We start from the raw sequence: 24,874 nt of genomic DNA on the forward strand, positions 1-24,874 counted from the left end.
TTTCACGTCGCGTGCTCCAGGGCCGCCGGTTCATCATGGTGCGCCCTGGCTACTACCAGTTCGCCGACACGGAGGTCTCATTCGATGCGGTGGTGAAGGCGGCTCTGAGCGGACTGCCCGACGATGCCGCCCTCAGCCACGTCAGCAATCTTCGATGGCGGGGCTTTGAGATACGACCGATGTATCCGCTGCACTTCGCCACTGCGCAACCAGTCAGGCGGTTCCGCGATGACCTCATCCTGCATCGTTTTCAGGGCCAGCTCAGTTCCTCGTTCGTTCGGGGCGTGCCACTCCTCGGTCCAGAACGTACGTTTGTCGACTGCGGCACCCTGCTCTCGGTCACGGAGCTCGTGAGAGTAGGGGATTGGCTCGTTGCCCAGAAGCACACGGATCCGCTCGCTCTGAGGGCGTACGCGATGACGTCGCATCTTGACGGCGTGCAGAGGGCCCGCCGCGCCGCGGAACGCGTCCGCGAAGGAGTCGAGTCGCCGCGCGAGACCGACGTGCGGCTTGCCCTCGTAGAAAGTGGCCTTGCCGAGCCGGAGCTCAACATCAACATCTTCGATGAGCTCGGTCATTTCCTGGCGCGCGGCGACCTTGTCTACCGACGTTGGAAGGTGCTCGTCGAGTACGACGGCTGGCAACACGAGCGAGATGCGTGGCAGAGGCAGAGGGACCATCTCAGGCGAGAAGCGCTCGAAGCGGCAGGATGGCTCGTCATCGTCGTGACGAGTGCCGACATGCGCGCGCCCAAGTCAGTCGCTGCCAGGGTCGCTCGAGCGCTGACGTCACGCGGCTACCCGAACGGATCCGCCGAGATTTGGAGGACAGTGCACCACGCGGAGCATCGCGCTGGTGCAACGCGATCCAAATCTCGGGGCGGGGGTTAGCGGGCGCGGCGCTGGAGGCGTTCGAGGTCGAGGATCACGACGCTGCGGGGCTCGAGGCGGAGCCAGCCGCGTGAGGCGAAGTCGGCGAGCGCCTTGTTGACGGTCTCGCGGGACGCGCCGACGAGCTGCGCCAGCTCCTCCTGCGTGAGGTCGTGGTTGACGTGCACGCCGTCGTCGGCGCGGCGGCCGAAGCGGGAGGCGAGGTCGAGCAGCGCCTTGGCGACGCGACCGGGAACGTCGGAGAACACCAGGTCACCGACGACCTCGTTCGTACGACGAAGGCGGCCGGCCAGCTGGTTGAGCAGCGCGTGGGCGACGTCGGGGTGCGAGTTGAGCACGGGGCTCAGCGCTTCGTGGCCGAGGCTCTTGAGCTCGACGTCGGTGACGGCGGTCGCGGTGGCCGAGCGGGGACCAGGGTCGAAGAACGACAGCTCGCCGAACATCTGCCCGGGACCGAGGATCGCCAGCAGGTTCTCGCGACCGTCGGGGGAGGTGCGACCGAGCTTGATCTTGCCCTCGGTGACGACGTAGAGCTGGTTGCCGTCATCGCCCTCGTTGAAGAGGATCTCTCCGCGGCGCAGCGAGGCCGAGGACATCGACGACTCGAGCGAGGCGGCTACTTCGTCGTCGAGGCCGGAGAACAGCGGAGCCTGGCGGAGAACGTCGTCGGTCACGGGTCTTCCCTATCACTCATGTTGCACGGGTCACAGTGTGTGCACCGATCGCAGTTTCCCACATTGGGACGGCCGATGCCGAATACGCGCCGATGCTCGTACGCCCCTCGCCCCCGGGCCGCGCTCCCCGGCCGCCCGGTGGAGGCGCGATTTGCGCTGCAACACGTACTCTGGACCCCGTGCCGAGTGACGCGACCCGACCAGACACGACGCTCGTCCGCCGGGCCCGCAAGATCAATCGCGTGCTCGCCGAGACCTATCCCGATGCCGGCTGCGAGCTCGACTTCCGTACGCCGTTCGAGCTCCTGATCGCGACCGTCCTCTCCGCGCAGACGACCGACCGGCGGGTCAACGCGATCACTCCTGCGCTGTTCGCCGCCTATCCCGATGCTCGGGCGATGGCCGCCGCCGACCGGGCTGCCCTCGAGGAGCTGATCCGCCCCACGGGCTTCTTCCGTGCCAAGACCGAGAGCCTGCTCCGGCTCTCTGCCGACCTCGTCGAGCGCTACGACGGCGAGGTTCCGGGCCGGCTGAAGGACCTCGTGACGCTGCACGGCGTCGGCCGCAAGACCGCCAACGTCGTGCTCGGCAACGCGTTCGACGTCCCGGGCATCACGGTCGACACGCACTTCGCGCGTCTCGTGCGGCGGTTCCAGTGGGTGCCCGACGAGATCGTCAAGGACGCGGTCAAGACCGAGCACGCGGTCGGTGCGATCTTCCCTCCCAAGGACTGGACGATGCTGAGCCATCGCCTGATCTGGCACGGCCGGCGCTGCTGCCACGCCAAGAAGCCCGCCTGCGGAGCCTGCCCCGTCGCGCACTGGTGCCCGTCGTACGGCACCGGACCGATCGACCCTGTCGAGGCGGCGGCGCTGATCACGACGCAGGGCCCTGCGTGAGGGCGCGGGTGACCCTGGCCGCCCTCGCACTCCTCCTCACGGCCTGCGGCGGTCCTGGCTCTGACGGCGACCAGCCGACGTTCGGCGGCGGCGCTGCCCCGAGCACCGGCGCGGGGGAGCTCGGAGCGGCGAAGAAGCAGGCCGGCATCGAGGACTGCCCCACCGCCGACGGCACCGCACCCGCCGACGACGCCCTGCCGGACCTCACGCTGGACTGTCTCGGCGGCGGCTCGCCCGTACGCCTGTCAGGCCTGGCGGGCACGCCGACGATCATCAACTTCTGGGCCAGCTGGTGCGCACCCTGCCGCGAGGAGCTGCCGTTGCTGGCCAAGGCCCATCGGACGTACGGCGACCACCTGCGGATCATCGGCGTCGACTTCGCCGACTCGGCGCCAGATGCGGCGATCGAGCTCGCCCGGCGCTCGGGCGTGACCTACCCGCTGCTGTCCGATCCTGACTCCACGACGAAGGCCCCGCTCAAGGTCATCGGTCTGCCGCAGACCGTGTTCGTGGACGCACAAGGAACAATGGTCGCCACGGAGCGCGTCGCGTTCCGTTCGTACGCCGACCTGACGGCCGCGATCGAGAAGCACCTGGGGGTGTCGCCATGAGCTGGGATCACCTCCCGGAGTGGCTGCGACCGCTGGCTGAGCTCGCCGGGTCCGTCGAGGCCGAGCAGCTGGCGCCCCGGTTCCCGCACCCGCCGGCGGACGCCCGCCCGGCTGCCGTCCTGATGCTGTTCGCCGAGGGCGACAACGGTCCCGAGCTGCTGCTGACCGAGCGTGCCGCGAGGATGCGCAACCACCCCGGGCAGATCTCGTTCCCCGGCGGCGCGATGGATCCCGGCGACGCCGACGCCGTCGCCACCGCCTTGCGCGAGGCGCGGGAGGAGGTCGGCCTCGACACCGAGACGGTCGATGTCTTCGGCACGCTCCCGACACTCTGGCTGCCGCCCAGCAACTTCGCCGTGACGCCCGTGCTCGGCTACTGGCGCGACCCGGTGCCGCTCATGCCGGTCAGCGCGGACGAGGTGGGCGCGATCATCCACCAGCCGATCCGGCGCCTGCTCGACCCGGCCAACCGGTTCAGCGTCGAGCATCCCTCGGGCTGGCGCGGCCCGGCCTTCGAGGTCGGCTCGGGCGTGCCGCTGTGGGGCTTCACGGCCGGCGTCGTGTCGCGGTTGTTCGAGCGCCTCGGGTGGGAGCAGCCCTGGGACGACAGCGTCACCCGACCTCTCCCGGAGTTCTGATGAACTCCCTCGACCTGATCCTCATCCTGATCCTGCTGGCGTACGCCGTGTCCGGCTACGTGCAGGGCTTCGTGGTCAACCTCATCGCGACGATCGGCCTGCTGATCGGTGGCCTCCTGGCGCTGGCGATCGTGCCGAAGTTCCTGTCGGGCAACTCCGCGACCCTGAGCTCGTCGCTGCTGGCGCTCGGCCTCGTCGTGGGCGCCGCGGCGATCGGTCAGGGCATCGGCACGTACGTCGGCACCGACCTGCGCAACGGCCTCAAGTGGAAGCCGCTGCGGTGGGTCGACGCGGTCGGCGGCAGCGTGCTGAGCGTGGTCGCCGTGCTGTGCGCCGGCTGGGCCCTCGGCTACTCGGTCAGCGGCACGACGATCCCCTACCTCTCCACGGCGTCACGCGACTCGGTGATCCTCGACCGGGTCGACTCGGTCATGCCCGCGCGGGCGACGTCGGTGCTGCGCTCGTTCAACGAGGTGCTGGACGCCAACCTGTTCCCGCGCTACATCGACCCGTTCGAGAGCGAGAACATCAAGCCCGTCGGGCCGCCCGACACCGCGACGCTCGCCAGCCCCGGCGTGCAGAAGGCGTCCCGCAGCGTCGTCAAGATCCTCGGCCAGGCCAGCTGCCAGCGCGGCATCGAGGGTTCGGGCTTCGCGTACGCCGACGGTCGCGTCATGACCAACGCCCACGTCGTCGCGGGCGTCGAGAACCCCTCAGTCGTGGTCGACGGCCAGCGTACGAACGCCCGGGTCGTGCTGTTCGACCGCAAGCTCGACGTCGCGGTGCTCGCGGTCGACGGGTCGTCCGTGCCGGCGCTGGACTTCGACACGAGCGGCGAGGCCGGCCAGGACGCGGCGATCCTCGGCTTCCCCGAGAACGGCCCGTTCGACGCCCGCGCGGCCCGCATCCGCAGCGAGATCCGGCTGCGCAGCCCTGACATCTACGACAAGGGCCAGGTCGTGCGCCAGACCTTCTCGGTGCGCGGGCTCGTACGCTCCGGCAACTCCGGCGGTCCGCTGGTCTCCAAGGACGGCGACGTGCTCGGCGTCATCTTCGCGGCGTCGATCACGGACAAGTCGACCGGCTACGCCCTCACGGCGTCCCAGGTGGCCGACGACGCGCGCGCCGGCATCGCCGCCACGTCGACTGTCTCGACCGGGGGCTGCGCCTGATGCGCACCGTGGCCTCGTTCGTCAGCGGCGCGCTGGCGCTGCTCGCCCTGCTGGCCGCCGTGCCACTGCTCTGGCTCTCGACGCACATCGTCGACGAGGACGGCTACGTCGAGTTCAGCAGCACGCTGGCCAAGGACACCGAGCTGCAGCAGGCGTTCTCGGCCTACCTGACCGACGAGCTGTCCGCTCGCGGCGTGATCCCAGCCGCCCTCAAGACGCCGGCGGCCGCCGCGCTGTCGCAGACTGTCGAGCGTACGAGCAACGAGGCGGGCTTCATCGAGGCGTGGGAGGAGACGCAGCGCAGCTCCCACCGCCAGGCGTTCGCCGATCCGATGCCGAAGACCCTGGGGCTGGACGTCAGCCCGATGGCGGCGTTCGTCGCGAAGCAGGCCGGCCGCGACCTGCCGGTTGCGATTGCCGTGCCGAAGCACCTCGTCGTGCCGGTCGTGACCGACGCCAGCGACCGCGAGATGGTCGACCGCGTGGAGCAGTCGACGACGCTCGGGCGCATCGCCGGGATCGTCGCGGTGGTCGCCGCCGTCGTGTGCGTCGCACTGGCGCAACGTACGTCAACAGCCGTGGCGTGGCTCGGCGGCGGGACCCTCGCCGTCGCGGGACTGCTGTGGGTGACGAGCGGACCGGTCAGCCAGAACATCCTCGATCACACCGAGGCGCCGTCGGAGTTCGCCCGGACGCTGCAGAAGCTCCTCGTCGACCGCGCGGCCAGCTCGCTCGACGCGTGGCTCGTGGTGCTGGCGATCCTCGGCGGCATCGTCACGGTCGCCGGCCTCGTCGGCCGAGCCGTGACCGGTCGTCGTACGGTCTAGCTCGTACGGCCCTTGAGGGCCGCCGGGATCTCCTTGGCGGTGGCGATCGTGCGCTCAGGAGCGCGGATCTTCTTGAGCAGCACGATGCCCAGGATGATCGCGAGGATCGTCAGCACGACGTAGACGCCGGCGACGATGAGGAACGCCCACGCGGGATCGAGCCCCGTCATGGTGAGGAAGTAGGCGCCGGAGATCGAGAGCATGACGACGATCAGCAGGCCGAAGAACGCGGCCACCAGGAGCAGCCCCGCTCCGACGCCGCCGGCCTTGACGCTGAACTTCAGCTCGCTCTTGGCGAGCTTGATCTCCGACTGCACCAACGCCGAGATGTCGCGGCTGGCGTCGGCCACCAGCCGGCCAATGGTCGGATCATCAGCTCTGTTCATAACGGCGAGCCTACAAGTGACTCACGGGATCGCGCAGGTCAGCGTGCGCCGATCGCCGACAAGATGCTGCCGTCGGTGAGTGCCCACAGCAGCCGGCCGACGATGACGACTCCGAGGAGGGCCAGCCCGATCACCAGATCCGTGCTGACCCGGCGGGTCGCCGGGGTCAGTCGCTCGTCGTTCGTGGTCGTTCTCATGGGGTGCATACCTACGAGAGTTCCCCGCGGAGATGAGACGAAACTGAACGGAACCCGTCCTGAGCCTGTCAGCGTGACGAAGATCGCGCCGTACGAGCGTCAGTCCTCGTCCTTGGCGGTCTTCATGCCGGCGGTGATCTTGTCCATGATGCCGCTGTCGGCCAGCGTCGTGGCGTCGCCGACCTCGCGGTTCTCGGCCACGTCGCGGAGCAGTCGCCGCATGATCTTGCCCGAGCGGGTCTTGGGCAGCTCGGGGACGATCATGATCTGGCGGGGCTTGGCGATCGCGCCGATCTCCTTGCCGACGTGATTGCGCAGCTCCTGCACGATCTCCTCACCACCGTCACCGGCGGACTCGCGCAGGATCACGAACGCGACGACGGCCTGACCGGTCGTCTCGTCGGTGGCACCCACGACAGCGGCCTCGGCAACCTTGGGATGTGACACCAGCGCGGACTCGATCTCGGTCGTCGACAGGCGGTGACCCGAGACGTTCATGACGTCGTCGACGCGGCCGAGCAGCCAGATCGCGCCGTCCTCGTCCTTGCGGGCGCCGTCGCCGGCGAAGTAGAAGCCCGGCCAGCGCGACCAGTAGGTCTCCTTGTAGCGGTCGTCGTCGCCCCAGATCGTGCGCAGCATCGACGGCCACGGCTCGGTGATGACGAGATAGCCGCCCTCGCCGTGCTCGACCGGCTTGCCGGCGTCGTCGACGACCTCGGCGGCGATGCCGGGGATCGCGGTCATGGCCGAGCCGGGCTTGCCCTTGGTGACGCCGGGCAGCGGGCTGATCATGTGCGCGCCGGTCTCGGTCTGCCACCACGTATCGACGATCGGGGTGCGGCCGCCGCCGATGTTCTCGCGGTACCAGACGTACGCCTCGGGGTTGATCGACTCACCGACCGAGCCCAGGATGCGCAGCGACGAGAGGTTGTGCTCGGCGGGGATCTGCTCGCCCCACTTCATGAACGTACGGATCGCGGTGGGGGCGGTGTAGAACAGCGTGACCTTGTGCTTCGCGATGATCTCCCACCAGCGGCCCTTGTGCGGGGTGTCGGGCGTGCCTTCATAGAGCACCTGCGTCGCGCCGTTGGCCAACGGTCCGTAGACGATGTAGGAGTGGCCGGTGACCCAGCCGACGTCGGCGGTGCACCAGTAGACGTCGTCGGGCTTGTAGTCGAACACCGCCCAGAACGTCCACGCGGACTGCACGAGGTAGCCGCCGGTGGTGTGCAGGATGCCCTTGGGCTTGCCGGTCGTGCCCGACGTGTACATGACGTAGAGCGGGTGCTCGGCGTCGAACATCTCCGGCGTGTGGTCCTTGGACGCCGAGTCGACGACGTCGTGCCACCACACGTCACGACCCTCGGTCCACTCGACGTCCTGGCCCGTGCGGCGTACGACGAGCACGCCGGACACGTCGGGGCACTTCTGCAAGGCCTCGTCGACGGCGGGCTTGAGCGCCGACGGCGCACCGCGGCGGTAGCCGCCGTCGGCGGTGATGACGACCTTGGCCTGGCAGTCGAGGATGCGCGACGAGAGGGCGTCGGCGGAGAACCCGCCGAACACCACGGTGTGCGGTGCGCCGAGCCGGGCGCACGCCAGCATCGCGACGATGGCCTCGGGGATCATCGGCATGTAGATCGCGACCCGGTCGCCGGTCTGCACGCCGAGGTCGATCAATGCGTTGGCGGCCTGGGACACCAGGTCCTTGAGCTCGGCGTACGTGATGTCGCGGGTGTCGTCGTCGGGCTCGCCGACGAAGTGCAGGGCAACCTTGTCGCCGTTGCCGGCCTCGACGTGCCGGTCGACGCAGTTGTAGGCCGCGTTGAGGGTGCCGCCGACGTACCACTTGGCGAACGGCGGGTTGGACCAGTCGAGCACCTCGCTGAACGGCGTGCCCCAGCTGAGCCGGTCGGCCTGCTCGCCCCAGAACCTCACCCGGTCGGCGGCGGCCTGCTCGTAGACCTCGGCCTTGACGTTGGCGTTCGCCGCCAGGTCCGCCGGCGGCTCGAACACACGGTCTTCGTGGGACAGGTTGCTGATGTTCTGCTCGGTCACGGTTGCTCCTCGTCCGGGGTTCTTCCTTGATTGTGGCGCAGCCCACAAGATGCCGTGCAGGGGGTTGCGTGTCAGTTGCGGCGAACCGGGCCGGGCCCGTCGAGACCCCCCGAGGGTTCCGACGGGCCCGGCCTGCCGCGCGGCTTACTGGATGGCGCCGGCGCCGGTCATCGCGCGGACGTCGAGCTCGGTGTAGTGCTCCTCCGCCTCGCGGTCCTTGGCCAGCATCGTGCCGATGAACCCGCACAGGAACCCGATCGGGATCGAGACGACGCCCGGGTTCTCGAGCGGGAACCAGCTGATGTCGATGCTGGTCGGCAGCAGCGACAGGTTCTTGCCCGCCGGGTCCTCACCCTTGCCGGAGACGACCGGCGAGAAGATCACCAGTCCCACGGACGAGATCAGGCCGCCGTAGATGCTCCACACCGCTCCGCTGGTGTTGAACCGCTTCCAGAACAGGTTGTAGAGCAGCGCCGGCAGGTTGGCGGATGCTGCGACCGCGAAGGCCAACGCCACCAGGAAGGCGATGTTGAGCTTCTGTGCCGGGATCGCCAGCAGGATCGCGATGCCGCCGATGACGAAGGCTGCGATCTTGGCGGTGGCCACCTCCTGCTTCTCGGTGACCTCGCCGCGCTTCCACACCTGGGCGTAGAGGTCGTGCGCGACGGACGACGCCGAGGTCAGCGTCAGGCCGGCCACCACTGCGAGGATCGTCGCGAACGCCACCGCCGAGATGATGGCCAGCAGGACTGCGCCTCCGGTCGACCCGGAACCACCGCCCACGGCTTCTGCGAGCAGTGGTGACGCCAGGTTGCCGCCGGACGCCGCGATCTGTTCCTTCTCGTCGCCCTTGACCAGCGCCGCGGCACCGAAGCCGAGCACGAGGGTCATGAGGTAGAACGAGCCGATCAGGCCGATGGCCCACAGCACCGACTTGCGGGCCTGCCGCGCCGTCGGGACCGTGTAGAAGCGGATCAGGATGTGCGGCAGGCCGGCGGTGCCGAGCACGAGGGCGAGACCCAGCGAGATGAAGTCGATCTTGCTGGTGGTCGTGACGCCGTACTTGAGACCGGGCTCGAGGAACGCCGAGCCCTTGCCGCTGTTGTCCGCCGCGGTGCCGAGCATGTCGCTGATGTTGAAGTCGAACTTCGCCAGCACCAGCACTGTGATGAGGATCGTGCCGGCCATCAGCAGGACGGCCTTGACGATCTGCACCCACGTGGTGCCCTTCATGCCGCCGACCGTGACGTAGAAGATCATCAGCGCACCGACGCCGACGATCGTGAGGTTCTTGGTCAGGCCCTCGTTCTCGACGCCCAGCAGCAGCGCCACGAGCGCACCGGCGCCGACCATCTGCGCGAGGAGGTAGAAGATCGACACGACGACGGTCGAGGTCGCTGCGGCCGTGCGTACGGGTCGCTGCCGCATGCGGAACGCCAGCTGGTCGGCCATCGTGAACCGCCCGGAGTTGCGCAGCAGCTCGGCGACGAGCAGCAGGGCGACGAGCCAGGCGACGAGGAAGCCGATCGAGTAGAGGAACCCGTCGTAGCCGGCCAGCGCGATGGCGCCGGAGATGCCGAGGAACGACGCTGCCGACATGTAGTCACCGGCGACCGCGAAGCCGTTCTGGGCGCCGGAGAAGCTGCGACCGCCCGCGTAGTAGTCGGCGGCGGTCTTGGTGTTGCGGCTCGCCCAGAACGTGATGGCGACCGTGATCAGGACGACCACGACGAACAGGGATCCGGTGAGGGCCTGGTGGTCGTTGTCCTCGGCGGCGCGCAGGAGCGTGGCTGTCGTGCTCATCGCTTGATCTCCTCGTCGTACTCGGCGCGGAGGCGGTCCGCGATCGGGTCCATGCGTCGCGCGGCGAACCGGGCGTACCAGATCGCGATGGCGAACGTCGAGACGAACTGCAGCAGGCCGAAGATCAGCGCGACGTTGATGTTGCCGGCGACCTTGTGCGCCATGAAGTCGTTCGCGTAGTTCGACATCAGGACGTACAGCAGGTACCACGTCATGAACGCGACGGTCAGTGGGACGACGAAGCGAAGGTACGAGCGCTTCAGCTCAGCGAACTCGTCCGTCGCATGGATGCGTTGATAGGCCGCGTGGGCCTCGGGCGGGATTCTCTCGGCCACCGGGATCACCTCTTCCGTGAAGGCAGGACGGCACGGGTACGTGTCGCCGCTCCGAACCTAGGTACCCCGTTTGCTGTGAGCCAGATCACTTCTTGGGGTATGCGTTGGAGGCCGACGGGCCTGCGACGTGCGGTCGCCCGCGTACGACGAACGGTCGACTCCCGGGGCTGAACGGCGGGCTTCGCATCGGACGCCTTCGGCGTGAACGCTCCCGCTCCGCTAGCCTCCCTCGACGTTCGGCCGCGGGCGGCCTCAGGCTCGGGAGGTCAGAATCGGCGATCCACGTCGAGCCGCTCGGGAGTGTGCAGCCGCACCATCGTGCGCGAGACGTTCGCCGGCACGTCACCGCGAGTGGCGAGCGAGACACCGATCATCAGGGCGAACCCGATCGGCACGGACCACGCCGCGGGCTGGCTCATGACCACGCCGAGCCAGCCGTCGGGACGTACGACGATCGTGACGACCGCCGCGACGCCGGCACCGAGACCGCCGCCGACCAGCCCGGCGATCGCCCCGAGCGCCGTCAGCCCACGCCACCAGATGCCGAGCACGAGCAGCGGGCAGAACGTCGACGCGGCCAGCGCGAACGCGAAGGTCACCGAGCTGGCGACCGCGATGCGCTCGGCCGACAGCGCGAGGAGCAACGGGACCACCACGCAGCCCGCCGCGGCGACACGCAGCGCCGTGATCGTCGAGATCCGCCCGCGCGCGAGGCCCTGGCCCACGACCCCGGCGACTGACATCGTCAGGCCTGACGAGGTGGACAGGAACGCGGCGAACGCGCCGGCGGTGAGCAGGGCGGCGAGCAGCTCACCCGTGCTGCCGCCGATCACGCGTGAGGGCAGCTCGAGGACCACCGTGTCGGCGCCGCCGGAGTCCAGGAGATCGCGGGCGTAGATGCGGCCCAGCACGCCGTAGATCGTGGGCAGCAGGTAGAACGTGCCGAGCAGCGCCAGCACGATCAGCGTCGTCCGGCGCGCGGCGTGGCCGTCGGGGTTGGTGTAGAAGCGCACGACGACGTGCGGCAGTCCCATGGTGCCGAGGAACGTCGCGATCATGACCGAGTACGTCAGGTAGAGCCCCGGCCCGTCGGCCTGGCTGAACGGCTGGAACCACTCCTCGGGCGCGACGGGTGAGGGTCGCCCGTCGCCGGTCCACGCGTGCAGCAGGAAGAACACCGGGATCAGGAGGGCCGTCAGCTTGAGCCAGTACTGGAACGCCTGCACGAACGTGATGCTGCGCATGCCGCCCGACACCACGTTGACGACGACGATCACCGCGACGACGACCGTGCCCACCCAGTTGGGCGCGCCCGTGACCGTACGGAGCGTGAGCCCGGCGCCCTGGAACTGCGGCATGAGGTAGAGCCAGCCGACGGCGACGACCAGGGCGCTGGCCACCCGGCGCACGCCCAGGGACTGCAGCCTGACCTGCGCGAAGTCGGGGATCGTGTACGCCCCGGAGCGCCGCAGCGGTGCCGCGACGAACACCAGCAGCAGGAGGTAGCCCGTGGTCCAGCCGATGGGGTACCAGAGCATGTCCGCGCCGTGGGTGAGGACGAGCCCGGCGACGCCGAGGAACGAGGCCGCGGAGAGGTACTCGCCGCCGATCGCCGAGCTGTTCCACACCGGGCTGACCGATCGCGACGCGACGTAGAAGTCACTGGTCGTACGGCTCATGCGGAGGCCGAAGGCCCCGATGCCGAGGGTCGCGATCGCGACCAGGGCGACCGCGACGATGCCGTACGTGCTGTTCATTGCGCGTCCGGGCGGTGCGGCTCCACGAGCTCGGTGAAGTCGCGCTCCGCGCGTTCGACCTGGCGGATGTAGACCCAGCCGAGCGCGAACAGGCCCGGATAGACGAGGACGCCGAGGATCCACCAGGGCACCGGTACGCCGAGGACGTGCATCTCGGTGACGCTGTCGAAGGCGAGGAAGAGCAGTGGCAGGGCGCCGATCGACAGCATGAGCGTCGCCGCGACGGTGAGGGCCGCCCGGAGCTGCGCCCGGATCAGCGAGCGCATGTAGACCTCGCCGATGCCGGTCGACTCGTCGATCTCCTGCCGAACGCTGCGGCGTACGTGCGCCGGCGCGGTCGTCAGGGGGCTGGTGACCCGCACCCGGCCCGTGTACTTCTCCTCCGTCACAGGGCTCGCTCGTGGATCAGCTCACGCAGCGCGCGGGCGTGACGGCGAGCGACCTGGATCTCGACGAGCTCGTCGCCTGCGGGCACGAGCACGCTGGACCGGCCCGCCTGGACACGCAGCTCCCGCAGGTGTGCGAGGTTGACGACGTGGCTGCGGTGGACGCGCGCGAAGCCGGCGTCCTGCCAGTCGTCCGCGAGCGTCGTGAGCGGCGTACGGATGAGGTGGCTGCCGCCGTCGACGACGTGCAGGCGTACGTAGTCGCCCTGGGCCTCGACGTACGAGACCGATGCCCGCGAGACGAACCGGGTGATGCCGCCGAGCTCGACCGCGATCCGGTCGTCGCTCGACGCCGGTGCGGACTCGGCGTCGGCGCACGCACGCCGCACGCTCTCGCTGAGCCGCTCCTCGCGGATCGGCTTGAGCAGGTAGTCGACGGCGTTCATCTCGAAGGCCTCGACGGCGTGCGCGTCGTGCGCCGTCACGAACACGATGCGCGGTGGTGTGCGGAACCGGCCGAGCAGCCGGGCGATCTCGAGTCCGCTCAGCCCCGGCATCGCGACGTCGAGGAAGACCAGCTCGATGTCCCCCTCGTCGAGCACACGGAGCGCCTCGGCCCCCGAGCGGGCCGCGCGTACGGAGGCGATGCGGTCGTCGCGGCCCAACAGCCACACGAGCTCGTCGAGCACGGGCTGCTCGTCGTCCACCACGAGGGCGCGCAGGGCAGCGGTCATGCCGCGATCATGCCGACATGTCGGCGGCACCACAACAGGGGAGCGGTCACGGCGACTCGGTGCCGGGGTGGAACTTCGGCAGCCTGACGGTGACCTTGGTGCCGTGCCCCGGCGCGGTCTCGACGACGATGCCGTACTCGTCGCCGTAGACCGTGCGCAGGCGCTCGTCGACGTTGCCGAGCCCGACCGACGCGCTCGTGGTGTGCCCCGAGAGCGCATCGCGTACGGTCTCCGGCTCGACCCCGACACCGTCGTCCTCGATCGTGATGACGCACTCGACGCCCTCGTCGAGCGCGACGACCGTGACGGTGCCGTCGCCGTCCTTGGCCTCGAGGCCGTGGCGCACGGCGTTCTCGACGAGTGGCTGGATCGCGAGGAACGGCAGCGTCACGCTCAGCACTTCCGGCGCCACGCGCGTGACGACGCGCAGGCGGTCGCCGAAGCGGGCCTTCTCGAGCACGAGGTAGCGCTCGATCGAGCGCAGCTCCTCGGCGAGCGTCGTGAACTCACCGTGCTCACGGAACGAGTAGCGGGTGAAGTCGGCGAACTCCAGCAGCAGCTCGCGAGCGCGCTCGGGATCCGTACGCACGAACGAGGCGATGGCGCCGAGCGAGTTGTAGATGAAGTGTGGCGAGATCTGCGCCCGCAGTGCGCGCAGCTCGGCCTCCATCAGGGCGGTGCGGGACTCCGACAGCTCGGCCAGCTCGAGCTGGCTCGACATCCAGCGGGCGACCTCGGTGGTGGCGCGGGCGAGGCCGGCCGACGCCTCCTCGGTGACGACGGCGATGCTGCCGACGACGCGGCCCTCCACCGACAACGGTGCGACGATCGCCCGATCTGACGCCTGGGTCCGTCCGCTGGCGAGGGCGTCCGCGGTGAGCTCCGCGACGTCCGGTGCGTCGCCGGCCAGGCGGTCGTGCAGGTCGGTGATCGCGACGATGGGGCCGCCCAGGAGCGTACGCACGTGGGGCAGGGCGAGCGCCGCGCTCTCGGCGTCGAGGCCCCGGCGTAGTGCCGGTGCGGCCAGCGAGGCGGTGTGCAGCGTCTCGTACGTCGCGCGGTCGGCCGGCGAGCCGAGCACGCGGCGACGGGTCAGCAGCCGCCACCGGATGAACCCCGCGGCCGCCACGAGCGCAGCGATCGCGAGCGCGGCGGTCCTGATGTTGTCCATCCCGGGACGCTACCGCGAGTCAGCCGGTCGGCAGCGCGGTGAACCAGCCCGGGGCCAGGCGGCAGAACTCCGCACGGTCGAGAGCGCCCGCGCCCGCCGGGATGAGTCCGTCGATCGGCAGGCCGGTCAGGCGGGGCAGGTCCGTGCGGTTGGTGCGCTCCGCCAGGCCGGGCTCAGGTGAGCAGGACCCGACCACGAGATGGGGCGAGAGTCCCTCGGCCCGCAGCCGGTCGACGGTCAGCTCAGTGTGGTTGAGGGTGCCGAGTCCCTCGCGGGCGACGACGACGACCTCGGCATCGAGAGCGCGCGCGAGGTCGATCATCGTGCCGCCGTCGAGGTCGAGCCGCACCAGCAGACCGCCCGCGCCCTCGACGAGCACGATGTCAGCGTCGAGGCGACGGATCCGGTCGGCGACCTCGGCGACGGGTGGGAGCGACACGCCCTCGAGCCGGGCCGCGGTCTCGGGTGCCAACGGGTCGCGCAGCCGCGCGAGCTCGTGCACGGCCGACGATCCGGTGAGGCGTACGACGTCGTCGATGTCACCGGGCTCCCCGGCGACGACGCCGGTCTGCGCGAGCTTGACCACGGCGACCCTGAGGCCTTCGGCGCCCAGCGCGACCGCGAGGGCGGCCGTCGTGACGGTCTTGCCGACGCCGGTGTCTGTGCCGGTGACCACGACGTAGCGCGTCATGGCACCACGGTGGCGATGAGCTTGCCGGCGTGCGCGAGCTGGTCGTCGTCGACGCCGGCCGATGCGGTGAGGCGCAGCCGGCTGATCCCGTCGGGCGTCGAGGGCGGGCGGAAGCAGCCGACACGTACGCCATCGGCGGCGCACGACGCCTGCGCTGCCAGTGCCTCGGCCGGTCCCGGCATCTCGACCGACAGGACCGCTCCGGCCACGCGGGCCACTCCGGCGGCGTCGGCGAGGGCTGCCGCGACCTGGTGGAGGCGGGTGACCCGCTCCGGCTCGGCGTCGATGATCCGCAGCGCCTCGAGTGCACCTGCAGCGGCGGCGGGTGCGAGCCCGGTGTCGTAGATGAACGGCCGCGAGCGGTTGACCAGGTGGTCGACGACGGCCTGGCTGCCCAGCACTGCGCCGCCCTGGCTGCCGAGCGCCTTGGAGAGCGTCATCGTGACCACCACGGAGGGCCGGCCGGCCAGACCCAGCTCACGTACGAGGCCGCCGCCGTCACCCGCGACCCCCACGCCGTGGGCCTCGTCGACGATCAGTGTCGCGTCGTGGCGTTCGCACAGCTCGACGAGCTGCTCGAGCGGCGCCGCGTCCCCGAGCACGGAGTAGATCGACTCGACGAGCACGAGGGCGCGGGACTGCGTACGCCCTGCCAGCCGGGCCTCGACGGCGGCCACATCGTTGTGCCCGACGACTGCGAGCGTGCCCCGGGAGAGCCGACAGGCGTCCACCAACGAGGCATGGACGTGGGCGTCGGAAACCAGGAGGGTGTCGCGGTCGGAGAGCGCGGTCACGGCGGACAGGTTCGCGTGATAGCCCGTCGAGTGCACGAGCGCGGCCTCGTGGCCGAGCCGTTGGGAGAGGGTTGCTTCGAGCGCCGTGTGCACGGGCAGGGTGCCGGTGACCAGCCGCGATGCACTCGCTCCGGCGCCCCACCCGACCGCGGCGTCGGCAGCCGCTGCCGTCACCCGTTCGTCGCGGCAGAGCCCGAGGTAGTCGTTGCCGGCCAGGTCGATCAGGTCGTCGTCGTCGATGCGTGTCGTCAGCGAACGGACGAGCCCGTCGCGGTCTCGTTGAGCGGCCTGCTCCGCGAGCCAGGTGTGCAGCGTCATCGTGGGCTCCCCGCCGCCGCGACCAACGCGCCGGTGATGACGCCGAGGTCCTCATCGGTGCTGATGTAGGGCGGCATCGTGTAGATCAGGTCGCGGAACGGGCGGATCCATACGCCGTGGTCGAGTGCCACGGCGCTGGCGGCCGCGACGTCGACGGGGTGGTCGAGCTGGAGCACGCCGACGGCACCGAGCGTACGCACGTCGGCGACGCCGGCGAGCTCGCGAGCAGGGGCGAGCCCGGTCTCGAGCGCGGCGTTGATCCGAGCGATGTCGAGTCGCCAGTCCGACTCCGTCAGCACGTCGAGAGAGGCCGCCGCGACGGCACAGGCGAGCGGGTTGGCCATGTACGTCGGGCCGTGCATCAACGCCCCGGACTCCGACGCGTCGATCCCGGCGGCGACCTCGGGCGTGCAGAGGACGGCGGCGAGCGTCAGGTAGCCGCCGGTCAGCGCCTTGCCGACGCACATGATGTCGGGGCTGATGCCGGCGTGGTCGGCGGCGAACATCTCGCCGGTGCGCGCGAACCCGGTCGCGATCTCGTCGAGCACCAGCAGCCAGCCCCGCGCGTCGCAGACCTCGCGCAGCCAGCGCAGCACGGCCGGCGGATAGACGTGCATCCCGCCGGCACCCTGCAGGACCGGCTCGACGATGACAGCGGCGATCGTGTCGTCGAGGCGGTCGATGACGGTCTGCGCCTCGGCGATCCAGGTGTCGGCGTCGGCGTCGAGGCCGGCTGGCGGCCGGGGCAGGAAGACCTGCTCGGCGAGCACGTCGGTGAACATCTGGTGCATGCCGCCCACCGGGTCGCACACGCTCATGGCCCCGAACGTGTCGCCGTGGTAGCCACCCCGGAGGGTGAGGAACCGCGTACGCCCGGGGTGGCCCGTGCCGCGCTGCAGCTGCAGCGACATCTTGAGGGCGACCTCGACGGAGACCGATCCGGAGTCGGCGAAGAAGACCTTGTCGAGCCCGGCTGGCGCGAGGTCCAGCAGTCGCCGGGCCAGCTCGATCGCCGGCTCATGCGTCAGGCCACCGAACATGACGTGCGACATCGAGTCGGCCTGGCGATGCAGTGCCGCGTCGAGACGAGGGTGGCGGTAGCCGTGGATCGCTGCCCACCACGACGACATGGCATCGATCGGCTCGCGCCCGTCTGCGAGCGTCAGGCGGTTGCCCGCAGCGCCGGTGACCAGCAATGGCGTGGCTGGCGAGCTCATGGGGGCGTACGGGTGCCACACGTGGGCGCGGTCGAACTCGATGAGGTCATCCATGGCAGGGTGATCAGGATCTCGAGCGGTCGAGGTTTGACCTGAACGGTGTTCAGGATACATTCCTCCTCATGACTGACGTCCTGCAGGTCGCCCGCGCCCACGTCCTCGAGCAGGGCCTCGGGCTCTCCGAGGAGCTGCTCGTCGAGGTGCTCAGGCTGCCCGACGAACGCATCCCCGAGCTGTTGGAGCTGGCGCACGAGGTGCGGATGACGTGGTGCGGCCCGGAGGTCGAGGTCGAGGGGATCGTGTCGCTCAAGACCGGCGGATGTCCCGAGGACTGCCACTTCTGCAGCCAGTCGGGACAGTTCCAGTCCCCGGTCCGCGCCGTCTGGCTCAACATCCCCGAGCTCGTCGAAGCCGCCAAGGAGACCGCCAGGACCGGGGCCTCCGAGTTCTGCATCGTGGCGGCCGTACGCGGCCCCGACCAGCGCCTGATGGACCAGGTGCGTGAGGGCATCAAGGCGATCCAGGCCGAGGTCGACATCAACATCGCGTGCTCGCTCGGCATGCTGACGCAGGCGCAGGTCGACGAGTTCGTCGAGATGGGCGTCCACCGCTACAACCACAACCTGGAGGCGGCGAAGTCGTACTTCCCGCAGGTCGTGTCGACGCACTCGTACGAGGAGCGGTGGGACACCTGCCTCATGGTCCGCGAGGCGGGCATGGAGCTGTGCTGTGGAGGGCTCGTCGGCATGGGCGAGTCGCTCGAGCAGCGGGCCGAGCTCGCGGTCCAGCTCGCCGAGCTGCGGCCGCACGAGGTGCCCCTCAACTTCCTCAACCCGCGGCCCGGCACGCCGTTCGGTGACCAGCAGCTCATGAGCTCGCAGGACGCCCTGCGGACGATCGCGGCGTTCCGCCTCGCGATGCCGCACACGATCCTGCGCTACGCCGGCGGACGCGAGCTGACGCTGGGCGACCTCGGCACCCGTGAAGGCCTGCTCGGCGGCGTCAACGCCGTCATCGTCGGCAACTACCTCACGACGCTGGGCCGTGACGCCAACGAGGACATCGACCTGCTGACCGAGCTCGGCATGCCGATCAAGGAACTCCAGAAGACGCTCTGACATGACGTACTGCGGCCAGTGCGGCGAGCCCGTCGAGGCGCGCGACCACTCGCGCTGTCTCGAGCTCCTGCGGATGGAGCCGCCTCGCTTCTGCGTCGCGTGCCGGCGACGAATGGTCGTCCAGGTCGTGCCGCGTGGCTGGTCGGCCCGTTGCGTCGACCACGGGGAGGTCAGCGGCTAGTCGTCCCCGATGCCGCGGGCGTGCAGCGCGGCGCCGGTGTCGTACGCGTGCGCGACCGTGCGGATCACCATGGGCGTCAGCAGCGCCCGCGGGCTGCGCTCCAGGCCGCGAGCCTTGGCTGCGGCTCGGGTCTCGCGAGCGGTCGCCATGGTCTCAGGCACGGCCCGCATCATGAGGGAGAACGTCAGGCCGACGCGCTCAGGGTGCACGCCGAACCGTCGAAATGGTTGGAGCCATCGGACGATGGCGTCGAGCATCGCGTTGATCGGCGTGGTGGCGGTCAACACGGTGGCCGCGATGACGAGCGCGAGCAGGTCCGCGACGACCTCCACGGCGGCGTGCCACGTGGACTGCCAGGCAACAAAGGCCCCGAAGAACACGGCTGCCACTGCCACCGATCGAAGCGCATGTGTCATAGCCCGGACGCCAAGTCGGGCGACACCGGCGCACGCGACTGCGACCGCGAGGAAGACGAGTCCCGAGACCTCGCCGCGCACGGCGACCACGACGGCGCTGTACGCGAACAGTGCAAGCACCTTGGCGCCGACCGGCGACCTGTGGAAGATCGACGTTCCGGGCCGGTACAGCCCCATCAGGACTGGCGAGCTCATGTCGCCACCTGCGCCAGGTAGAACGCCACGGCCTCGTCTGCTGGACCGTCGAAACGTACGGAGGCGTCGTCGACGACCAGCACGCGGTCGCAACGTGCCGCGAGCTCGAGGTCGTGCGTGACGAGGAGCAGCTGTTGGTCGAGCGAGAAGAGCAGGTCGGCGACACGACGTGTGTTGACCAGGTCGAGCAGGGTGGTGGGCTCGTCGGCGACCAGGATCTGCGGCTCGGTGGCGAGAACGCCTGCGAGAGCGAGGAGCTGCTTCTGGCCGCCGGACAGGGCGTGCACGCTGGTGTCCGCGAGATCGCGCAGTCCGTAGGCCTCCAGGACGGCGAGCGCTCGCTCGCGGCGGGCGGACCGATCGACCTTGAGGCGCCGCAGTGACAGCTCGACGTCCTCGACGCCGGTCGGCATGACGAGCTGCGCAGAGGGATCGGTGAACGCGAAGCCGACCCGCCTGCGTACCTCGGCACCCTTGCGCGCCACGTCGAGGCCGTCGACCGTGACCGTGCCTTCGGTCGCCTCGACCAATCCGTTGACGAGCCGGGCGACCGTCGACTTGCCTGAGCCGTTGGCACCGATGAGTCCGACTCGCTGCTCGGTCAAGGTGAACGAGGTCGGCGCCAGGATCACGAGCTCACCGTCGGGGGTCTTGACCCGGACGGAGACCTCGTCGAACTGGATGGCGGGCACGCCTCAGTATCAGTCCTTGCGGAGCAGGCGGGGAAACGCGCGGTGCACCTCAGCGGCGACCATCGCGACGAGCGCCGTCTTGGCCAGGTCGCCGAGCCAGAACACCTTGTCGATGTTGAAGGCGTCCTCGAAGCTGTTGGCCCCGTCAGGCAGGCGCCACATGAGTCCGGCGATGCCTGCCGGGTGGATGACGAGGACGCTGCCCGCGAGCGAGCAGGCGAAGATCGCCAGGGCGCTCGTCGCGCCCTTGCGCCCCGCGACGTACTTGACCAGGAATCCGGCCAGCGCCGCGGCGACGGGGAAGGCCAGGAGATAGCCGATCGACGGCTTGGTGAAGGTCGACGGCCCGCCCGCCTGGTCGGTGAAGATCGGCAGCCCGGCGAAGCCGACAGCGAGGTAGAGCGCCACGGCGAGGAAGCCGCGCAGCGGGCCCAGCACGACACCGGCCAGCATCACGCCGATGGTCTGGAGGGTGATGGGGACGACGCTCCCCGCCACGTGGATGCCGGGGATCAGCGCACAGGCGGCGATGAGCGCAGCGAAGGCGGCGATGAGTGCCAGGTCGGTCGTGTCGAACTGCGCCTTGGTCGGCGTGGTGGCGGCCTCGGGCGTGCTCATGCGATCTCCTGCGTGCTGAAAGGGGGACGTACCTGAACGATGCTCAGGTGAACGGCGTTCAGGCTAGCCTATAGGCTGGTCGCACCGTCAATTCGAGCCGGAGGCCACGTGCGCTATCACCGTTCCGACATCGTCGAGCGTGCTGTCGGAATCCTCGACATGTACGGCCTGCCGGACATGTCGATGCGCCGGATCGCCTCCGAGCTGGGGCTGCAGCCCAGCGCGCTCTACCACCACTTCGCCAACAAGCAGGTGCTGCTGGCGGCCGTCGCCGACGAGCTGCTGGCTCGCGGTGCGCGTCCGGTGCCGACCGACGAGCCGTGGGACGCGCAGGTCGTCGCGGTCAGCCGCGAGCTGCGCGACGCGATGCTCGCCTACCGCGACGGCGCCGAGCTGATCGCCACGGTGCACGCGTTCGGACTCGGTGCGGTGTCGCTCAACAGCCGCCTCGCCGGCGCGATCTCGGCGGGCGGCTTCGACGACGCGTTCGCCCGCTCGGCCGCGACGACGATCCTCTATTTCGTGTTCGGCCACGTGTCCGACGAGCAGACGCACCTGCAGGCCAACAGCGTCGGGGCGATCGACGACGAGCCGCTCGACCGGGCCGGCGCGGACTCGTTCGAGCTCGGCCTCACCCTGATCCTCGACGGCATCCGCCTCCACGAATCAACAACCGCAAGCATCTAGGCCTGCTTAACCACCGACCCAGCCATAGCGAGCGAAGCGAGCAGGCGGCCTGGTGCGAGCGCCAGCGAGCAACAGGAGTGAGCGGCGACGAAGGAGCCGCGGCCGCCTATCACCAGGACGCGTGTAGCGGGCGGCCTTCGTCGTAGCCGGCCGAGCTCTGCAGGCCGACGATCGCACGCTCGTAGAACTCCGCGAGCGAGCGGGCGCCGGCGTACGTGGCGCTCGACCGTACGCCGGCCGTGATCGCGTCGACGAGGTCCTCCACGCCCGGACGATCGGGGTCGAGGAACATGCGCGACGACGAGATGCCCTCCTCGAACAGCGCCATGCGGGCGCGCTCGAAGCCGGCGGCGTCGCGCGTACGGTTGGACACCGCGCGAGCCGAGGCCATGCCGAACGACTCCTTGTAGGGGCGCCCGTCGGGGCCGACCTTGAGGTCACCGGGGCTTTCGAGCGTGCCGGCGAACCAGGAGCCGATCATGACGCTCGCCGCACCGGCGGCCAGGGCGAGGGCGACGTCGCGGGGGTAGCGGACGCCACCGTCGGCCCACACGTGGGCGCCGAGCTCGCGGGCGGCCGCGGCGCACTCGAGCACGGCGGAGAACTGCGGCCGGCCGACGCCGGTCATCATGCGGGTCGTGCACATCGCGCCGGGTCCGACGCCGACCTTGACGATGTCGGCTCCGGCGGCGACCAGGTCACGGACTCCGTCGGCCGACACGACGTTGCCGGCCGCGATCGGGACACGGTGGCCCGACGCCGACTCGTACGCGTCACGGGCCGCCACGACGACCGGCAGCGCCTCGAGCATCTTCTCCTGGTGCCCGTGCGCGGTGTCGACGACGAGCACGTCGAGGCCCATCGCGAGCAGGTCGGCCGCCTTGCCGGACACGTCGCCGTTGATGCCGACCGCCGCGCCGATCACGAGCGCACCGGACGCGTCGACGGCCGGCTGGTAGATCGTCGAGCGCAACGCACCCTTGCGGGTCAGGACGCCGACGAGCTGGCCGCCGTCGAGCACGGGGGCGAAGTCGATGTGCCGCGCCGACATCTCGTTGAAGCAGGTCTGCGGGTCGGTGCCGGCGTCGAACGTCAGGACGTCGGTCGTCATGACCTCGCGGACCTGGGCGAAGCGGTCGATCTCGGCACCGTCGCGCTCCGTGACGATGCCGAGCACCTTGCCGTCCTCGACCACGACGACCGCACCGTGCGCGCGCTTGGGGATCAGGCTCATGGCCTCGCCGACCGTGGTCGAGGGGGCGACCGTGACCGGGGTGTCGTAGACCGTGTGCGCGGCCTTCACGCGCTGCACCGTGGCGGCGACGATGTCGAGCGGGATGTCCTGCGGGATGATCGCGATGCCGCCGCGTCGGGCGATCGTCTCGGCCATCCGCTTGCCCGAGATCGCCGTCATGTTGGCGACGACGAGGGGCAGCGTGGTGCCGACGCCGTCAGCCGTCGCGAGGTCGACGTCGAAGCGGCTCGTCACGTCGGAGCGACCCGGGACCATGAACACGTCGTTGTAGGTCAGGTCGTACGTGGGCTGCAGGCCGTTGAGGAACTTCACCGCACAATTCTAGATGCCTGGTGGGCACCTGCGCTCACGCGCTGCGGCGGCCGGCTTCGTAAGGGGCGTCGACCAGGAACGCGATGCCGCACTGACGGCACATGCCGGTGCCGCCCTCGAGGTCCTCGGGCAGGTCGATCTCGCCCTCGCACGCCTCGCACACCATGGCGAGACCGATGAGTGCCAATGAACGTCTCATGTCGCTCTCCTTCCGTCTCATCTCTCACGATAGGAACCGGTGCGGACAATTCCGGACTGCCGCGCTGGTAGCACGGTCGTCGGCTCGCAGCACTTCCGGATAACGGTCTGTCAGGCCAGCCGCCTCGGGTAGCGTGCACCCGTGGCCCCTACTCCCAGGCCGACCTGCACTGTGTGCGACGGTCCGCGCGTGCCGTTCGACCGTGCTGTCGTGCTGGGCAAGTACGAGGTGGACTTCCACCGCTGCACGTCGTGCGGGCTGATCGTGGCCCCAGACCCGACGTGGCTCGACGAGGCCTATGCCAGCGCGATCTACGACGGCGACAGCGGCCTCCTGCGGCGCTGCCGCCTCATGAGCACCCTCACCACGACGCTGATCCGCAGCGAGCGGCTCTCCGACGGCCGCTTCCTGGACTGGGCCGGCGGCTACGGCGCCCTGACACGGATGATGCGCGACAAGGGCTTCGACTACTACACGACCGATGCCTACGCGACCAACCTCCTGGCACCCGGCTACGAGGGCGACGAGTCCACGTCGTACGACCTGGTGACGGCGTTCGAGGTCGTGGAGCACATCAGCGACCCGGTGGCCGAGCTCGAGAAGCTGGCCGCGGTCAACGACCGGTTGTTCTTCACCACGCGCCTGCAGCCGGCGATCCCGCCGCGCCCGTCGGAGTGGTACTACTACGCCCTCGAGTCCGGGCAGCACATCGCGTTCCACACGCATCGCTCGCTCGAGGTCGTCGCCGAGCGACTCGGCTACCAGCTGACCAGCAACGGCGACAACTACCACCTGTTCCACCGTGTGCCGCTGCGCGCCACGACCAAGCTCCTGCTGTCGCCGCGCGTGACGCAGGCCGGCCGTTCGTCGGTGTCGGCCGCCCGGAGCGCGGTCAGCCGCGTACGCGCCCGAGGCGCCTCGACGACCTGAGCGTCAGCGGAAGTCGAGCAGCAGCGTGTCGGGCGGCTCGACCTCGTGCTCCATGCCGGACTTGTCGACCTTGGCGCGTACGCAGAACGTCTCGTGGCGCAGGCGCAGGAACCCGGTCTGGGCGCCGTAGCTCATGAACAGGTCGCGCACCTGCGCAAGTGCTGACTCCGGGACCGAGGGGTGCCGGGTCGCCTCCGCGAATCGCAGGAGGCCCGGCAGGTCGAGCTTCTCCCACGTGCCGAACTCGTGCGTCTCGGCCTCGTGGAACAGGCCCGAGGCGTTGAACGTGTCGACCGGCGTCGCCGCCTCGCCACGGTCACCGGTGATCTCGCGCAGCTTGCGCATCCACGGGATCGAGTCGTCGTAGCGCTGCGAGATCGTCGACAGGAGTCCGTCGGGCCGCAGCACGCGGGCGTACTCGGCGAGCGCCGTCGGCGCCTCGCGCAGCTCCGGGGCGATCACGACGTCGAACGCGTCGGCCAGGAACGGCAGGCGCTCGCCCCGGCTGCGGACGTACTGGATGTCCTCGTGGCGGCTCGCGGTGACGTCGTCCCCCGCGACCACGACCTCGTGACCCTGCTCGGCCAGCTGGTAGGCGAGTGACGTGTCACCGAGGTGCAGGACGCACGCCAGACGGTCCCCGACCAGCCACTTGGCGGTGCGATCTTCGGGGGAGTCGTTCATCTTCCTCAGGCTACCGGTCGGCGCGAGGG

Annotated in this window: 30 protein-coding genes; 10 read left to right on the forward strand and 20 right to left on the reverse strand. The window is 69.9% G+C overall.

Annotated features, from left to right (window positions below; genetic code table 11):
- Positions 1-77: 77 nt before the first annotated feature.
- Entirely contained in the window at positions 78-647 is a 570-nt protein-coding gene (locus ASE12_RS20595; RefSeq protein WP_235508916.1) for a hypothetical protein, read from the reverse strand.
- Between ASE12_RS20595 and ASE12_RS20775 the strand changes: the two genes are divergently transcribed.
- Positions 618-890, forward strand: coding sequence for a DUF559 domain-containing protein (locus ASE12_RS20775; RefSeq protein ID WP_369797251.1), 273 nt, complete (start codon positions 618-620; stop codon positions 888-890). The two genes, ASE12_RS20595 and ASE12_RS20775, sit on opposite strands and share 30 nt — an antisense overlap.
- Here the strand turns inward: ASE12_RS20775 and ASE12_RS13685 are convergent.
- A complete protein-coding gene (locus tag ASE12_RS13685) occupies positions 887-1,564 on the reverse strand; it encodes a Crp/Fnr family transcriptional regulator (protein WP_056210156.1) in 678 nt (225 codons plus the stop codon). The two genes, ASE12_RS20775 and ASE12_RS13685, sit on opposite strands and share 4 nt — an antisense overlap.
- 179 nt (positions 1,565-1,743) lie before the next feature.
- Here ASE12_RS13685 and nth point away from each other — a divergent pair, with 179 nt between their 5' ends.
- Genes nth through ASE12_RS13710 form a run of 5 tightly spaced genes read left to right on the forward strand, consistent with a single transcriptional unit; the run spans position 1,744 to position 5,711 of the window.
- On the forward strand, positions 1,744-2,463 hold the full coding sequence (gene nth, locus ASE12_RS13690; RefSeq protein WP_369797209.1) for an endonuclease III: 720 nt from the start codon (positions 1,744-1,746) through the stop codon (positions 2,461-2,463).
- 8 nt (positions 2,464-2,471) lie between these two features.
- A complete protein-coding gene (locus ASE12_RS13695; protein ID WP_056401611.1) occupies positions 2,472-3,074 on the forward strand; it encodes a TlpA disulfide reductase family protein in 603 nt (200 codons plus the stop codon).
- Entirely contained in the window at positions 3,071-3,712 is a 642-nt protein-coding gene (locus ASE12_RS13700) for a CoA pyrophosphatase (protein ID WP_056401614.1), read from the forward strand. Before ASE12_RS13695 ends, ASE12_RS13700 begins: the two co-directional genes overlap by 4 nt.
- Entirely contained in the window at positions 3,712-4,884 is a 1,173-nt protein-coding gene (locus tag ASE12_RS13705) for a MarP family serine protease (protein WP_056401617.1), read from the forward strand. The genes ASE12_RS13700 and ASE12_RS13705 overlap by 1 nt, the downstream gene beginning before the upstream one ends.
- Entirely contained in the window at positions 4,884-5,711 is an 828-nt protein-coding gene (locus ASE12_RS13710; protein WP_056401620.1) for a hypothetical protein, read from the forward strand. The genes ASE12_RS13705 and ASE12_RS13710 overlap by 1 nt, the downstream gene beginning before the upstream one ends.
- On the opposite strand, the gene ASE12_RS13715 is transcribed toward ASE12_RS13710, so the two are convergent.
- The 12 genes from ASE12_RS13715 to ASE12_RS13765 form a co-directional block, all read right to left on the reverse strand.
- Positions 5,708-6,097: a phage holin family protein gene (locus tag ASE12_RS13715; protein WP_056401623.1), complete on the reverse strand. Its 390-nt coding sequence runs from the start codon at positions 6,095-6,097 to the stop codon at positions 5,708-5,710. The two genes, ASE12_RS13710 and ASE12_RS13715, sit on opposite strands and share 4 nt — an antisense overlap.
- Before the next feature lie 38 nt (positions 6,098-6,135).
- The gene (locus ASE12_RS20110; protein WP_157412927.1) at positions 6,136-6,294 is read right to left on the reverse strand and encodes a hypothetical protein; all 159 of its coding nucleotides are present in this window, start codon (positions 6,292-6,294) and stop codon (positions 6,136-6,138) included.
- Between the two features lie 99 nt (positions 6,295-6,393).
- A complete protein-coding gene (gene acs / locus ASE12_RS13720; RefSeq protein ID WP_056401626.1) occupies positions 6,394-8,352 on the reverse strand; it encodes an acetate--CoA ligase in 1,959 nt (652 codons plus the stop codon).
- Between the two features lie 144 nt (positions 8,353-8,496).
- Positions 8,497-10,155 carry a cation acetate symporter gene (locus tag ASE12_RS13725; RefSeq protein WP_056401629.1) on the reverse strand — a complete coding sequence of 553 codons (1,659 nt, stop codon included), beginning with the start codon at positions 10,153-10,155 and terminating at the stop codon, positions 8,497-8,499.
- Positions 10,152-10,490: a DUF485 domain-containing protein gene (locus ASE12_RS13730; RefSeq protein WP_200955026.1), complete on the reverse strand. Its 339-nt coding sequence runs from the start codon at positions 10,488-10,490 to the stop codon at positions 10,152-10,154. The genes ASE12_RS13725 and ASE12_RS13730 overlap by 4 nt, the downstream gene beginning before the upstream one ends.
- Positions 10,491-10,756: 266 nt before the next feature.
- Positions 10,757-12,247 (reverse strand): cation acetate symporter, encoded by a 1,491-nt coding sequence (locus tag ASE12_RS13735; RefSeq protein WP_056401635.1) that lies wholly within the window; start codon positions 12,245-12,247, stop codon positions 10,757-10,759.
- Entirely contained in the window at positions 12,244-12,636 is a 393-nt protein-coding gene (locus ASE12_RS13740) for a hypothetical protein (RefSeq protein WP_082582263.1), read from the reverse strand. Before ASE12_RS13740 ends, ASE12_RS13735 begins: the two co-directional genes overlap by 4 nt.
- On the reverse strand, positions 12,633-13,367 hold the full coding sequence (locus ASE12_RS13745) for a LytTR family DNA-binding domain-containing protein (protein ID WP_056401638.1): 735 nt from the start codon (positions 13,365-13,367) through the stop codon (positions 12,633-12,635). Before ASE12_RS13745 ends, ASE12_RS13740 begins: the two co-directional genes overlap by 4 nt.
- Positions 13,368-13,413: 46 nt before the next feature.
- Positions 13,414-14,538: a sensor histidine kinase gene (locus ASE12_RS13750; protein ID WP_056401641.1), complete on the reverse strand. Its 1,125-nt coding sequence runs from the start codon at positions 14,536-14,538 to the stop codon at positions 13,414-13,416.
- Between the two features lie 19 nt (positions 14,539-14,557).
- Complete coding sequence (bioD, locus tag ASE12_RS13755; RefSeq protein WP_056401642.1) at positions 14,558-15,229, reverse strand: dethiobiotin synthase; 672 nt, start codon at positions 15,227-15,229, stop codon at positions 14,558-14,560.
- Positions 15,226-16,341 (reverse strand): aminotransferase class I/II-fold pyridoxal phosphate-dependent enzyme, encoded by a 1,116-nt coding sequence (locus ASE12_RS13760; protein WP_056401643.1) that lies wholly within the window; start codon positions 16,339-16,341, stop codon positions 15,226-15,228. The genes bioD and ASE12_RS13760 overlap by 4 nt, the downstream gene beginning before the upstream one ends.
- Positions 16,338-17,612 (reverse strand): adenosylmethionine--8-amino-7-oxononanoate transaminase, encoded by a 1,275-nt coding sequence (locus ASE12_RS13765; protein WP_056401644.1) that lies wholly within the window; start codon positions 17,610-17,612, stop codon positions 16,338-16,340. Before ASE12_RS13765 ends, ASE12_RS13760 begins: the two co-directional genes overlap by 4 nt.
- Before the next feature lie 68 nt (positions 17,613-17,680).
- Between ASE12_RS13765 and bioB the strand changes: the two genes are divergently transcribed.
- Positions 17,681-18,676: a biotin synthase BioB gene (bioB, locus tag ASE12_RS13770; RefSeq protein ID WP_056401647.1), complete on the forward strand. Its 996-nt coding sequence runs from the start codon at positions 17,681-17,683 to the stop codon at positions 18,674-18,676.
- Position 18,677: 1 nt separating this feature from the next.
- Positions 18,678-18,857 (forward strand): hypothetical protein, encoded by a 180-nt coding sequence (locus ASE12_RS13775; protein ID WP_056401649.1) that lies wholly within the window; start codon positions 18,678-18,680, stop codon positions 18,855-18,857.
- On the opposite strand, the gene ASE12_RS13780 is transcribed toward ASE12_RS13775, so the two are convergent.
- The 3 genes from ASE12_RS13780 to ASE12_RS13790 are packed head-to-tail and all read right to left on the reverse strand — an operon-like array spanning position 18,854 to position 20,778.
- A complete protein-coding gene (locus ASE12_RS13780) occupies positions 18,854-19,468 on the reverse strand; it encodes an energy-coupling factor transporter transmembrane protein EcfT (protein WP_056401652.1) in 615 nt (204 codons plus the stop codon). The genes ASE12_RS13775 and ASE12_RS13780 overlap by 4 nt on opposite strands.
- The gene (locus ASE12_RS13785; protein ID WP_056401654.1) at positions 19,465-20,160 is read right to left on the reverse strand and encodes an energy-coupling factor ABC transporter ATP-binding protein; all 696 of its coding nucleotides are present in this window, start codon (positions 20,158-20,160) and stop codon (positions 19,465-19,467) included. The genes ASE12_RS13780 and ASE12_RS13785 overlap by 4 nt, the downstream gene beginning before the upstream one ends.
- Before the next feature lie 9 nt (positions 20,161-20,169).
- Positions 20,170-20,778 (reverse strand): biotin transporter BioY, encoded by a 609-nt coding sequence (locus ASE12_RS13790; protein WP_056401657.1) that lies wholly within the window; start codon positions 20,776-20,778, stop codon positions 20,170-20,172.
- A 108-nt stretch (positions 20,779-20,886) separates the two neighbouring features.
- On the opposite strand from ASE12_RS13790, the gene ASE12_RS13795 reads away from it, so the two are divergent.
- Positions 20,887-21,465 (forward strand): TetR/AcrR family transcriptional regulator C-terminal domain-containing protein, encoded by a 579-nt coding sequence (locus ASE12_RS13795; RefSeq protein ID WP_056401660.1) that lies wholly within the window; start codon positions 20,887-20,889, stop codon positions 21,463-21,465.
- 109 nt (positions 21,466-21,574) lie between these two features.
- Here ASE12_RS13795 and ASE12_RS13800 read toward each other — a convergent pair whose 3' ends face one another.
- Together ASE12_RS13800 and ASE12_RS20115 are read right to left on the reverse strand one after the other, a co-directional pair.
- Positions 21,575-23,032: a GuaB1 family IMP dehydrogenase-related protein gene (locus ASE12_RS13800; RefSeq protein WP_056401663.1), complete on the reverse strand. Its 1,458-nt coding sequence runs from the start codon at positions 23,030-23,032 to the stop codon at positions 21,575-21,577.
- 34 nt (positions 23,033-23,066) lie between these two features.
- The gene (locus tag ASE12_RS20115; RefSeq protein ID WP_157412928.1) at positions 23,067-23,231 is read right to left on the reverse strand and encodes a hypothetical protein; all 165 of its coding nucleotides are present in this window, start codon (positions 23,229-23,231) and stop codon (positions 23,067-23,069) included.
- 189 nt (positions 23,232-23,420) lie between these two features.
- On the opposite strand from ASE12_RS20115, the gene ASE12_RS13805 reads away from it, so the two are divergent.
- Positions 23,421-24,161, forward strand: a complete 741-nt coding sequence (locus ASE12_RS13805; protein ID WP_056401666.1) for a class I SAM-dependent methyltransferase — start codon at positions 23,421-23,423, stop codon at positions 24,159-24,161.
- Positions 24,162-24,164: 3 nt separating this feature from the next.
- On the opposite strand, the gene ASE12_RS13810 is transcribed toward ASE12_RS13805, so the two are convergent.
- Entirely contained in the window at positions 24,165-24,845 is a 681-nt protein-coding gene (locus tag ASE12_RS13810) for a class I SAM-dependent methyltransferase (RefSeq protein WP_056401669.1), read from the reverse strand.
- Positions 24,846-24,874 lie beyond the last annotated feature (29 nt).

This window comes from Aeromicrobium sp. Root236 (assembly GCF_001428805.1).
Lineage (GTDB): Bacteria > Actinomycetota > Actinomycetes > Propionibacteriales > Nocardioidaceae > Aeromicrobium.